Here is a 1,158-nt window from a genome sequence, read left to right as displayed (position 1 = left end):
GTGCTGACCCGTGTGGGCGGTATCGATTGGTGTGTAACCGAGTTCATTCGGATCAACGATCAGCTGCTCACGCCTGCCTACTACCACAAGTTCGGCCCGGAACTGCTGACCGGCGCCCGTACCGCCTCCGGCGTGCCGCTGCGGGTGCAACTGCTTGGCTCCGATCCGGTGTGCCTGGCGGAAAACGCTGCACTGGCCTGCGAATTGGGTTCCGAAGTCATCGACCTGAACTTCGGCTGCCCGGCCAAGACCGTCAATAAGTCGCGCGGTGGCGCCGTTCTGCTCAAAGAGCCTGAGCTGCTCAACGAAATCGTCGAACATGTCCGCCGTGCGGTGCCAGCGCACATTCCAGTGACCGCCAAAATGCGCCTGGGCTTCGACAGTCCCGATGGCTCGCTGGTTTGCRCCACAGCCCTGGCCGAAGGCGGCGCGGCGCACATCGTGGTTCACGCGCGGACCAAAACGGATGGCTACAAGCCGCCAGCTCACTGGGAATGGATCCCGCGGGTCCAGGACGTGGTCAAGGTGCCAGTGTTCGCCAACGGTGACATCTGGAGCGTGGAGGACTGGCGACGTTGCCGCGAGATCAGCGGCGTCGAAGATATCATGCTCGGTCGTGGCCTGGTGTCGCGTCCGGATCTGGCAAGGCAGATCGCTGCGGCGCGGGCCGGTGAGGAGGTCGTCGAGATGACCTGGGCCGAGCTGCTGCCGCTGATTCAGGATTTCTGGCTGCAAGCCAAGGCCCAGATGACACCACGCCAATCGCCGGGTCGCCTGAAGCAGTGGCTGGCAATGCTGACCCGTAATTATCCCGAAGCAGTAGAGTTGTTCGGCGTCCTGCGTCGTGAAACCGAGCTGGATCAGGTCTCGCGTTTACTGGGGCTGCCGGTGTCTGAAGCCGCCTGAGTCTGCTTGAAAAAAATCTGAAAATAATCTCTTGAAAAGTAATCAGCGGTCCTTATCTAAGGATTACGCGATGCCGAATTCGGGTCGCGGAGACAAAAAAACTTGCTGATTATGTTCAGGAGATTTGAATCATGAGTACTGCATTTTCCTTGGCCCCACTGTTCCGTTCCTCGGTAGGTTTCGACCGTTTCAACGACCTGTTCGAAACCGCCCTGCGCAATGAGCCAGGCAGCACCTATCCACCCTACAACG

1 protein-coding gene and 1 pseudogene are annotated in these 1,158 nt (G+C 59.6%); both read left to right on the top strand.

The genetic code is table 11. The features are described 5' to 3' along the window. Positions 1 to 906: tRNA dihydrouridine synthase (locus AC1DLB_RS30570; RefSeq protein ID WP_477786350.1), on the top strand; the 906-nt coding region annotated here is incomplete at its 5' end. A gap of 131 nt (positions 907 to 1,037) precedes the next feature. Further along, positions 1,038 to 1,158, top strand: a pseudogene (locus tag AC1DLB_RS30565) (heat-shock protein); the annotation flags it as partial.

The sequence above is a fragment of the Pseudomonas sp. 05N434 genome (assembly GCF_056396965.1).
Note: the sequence above shows the minus strand (reverse complement) of the source record. Positions and strands in the feature narration are given on the sequence as shown.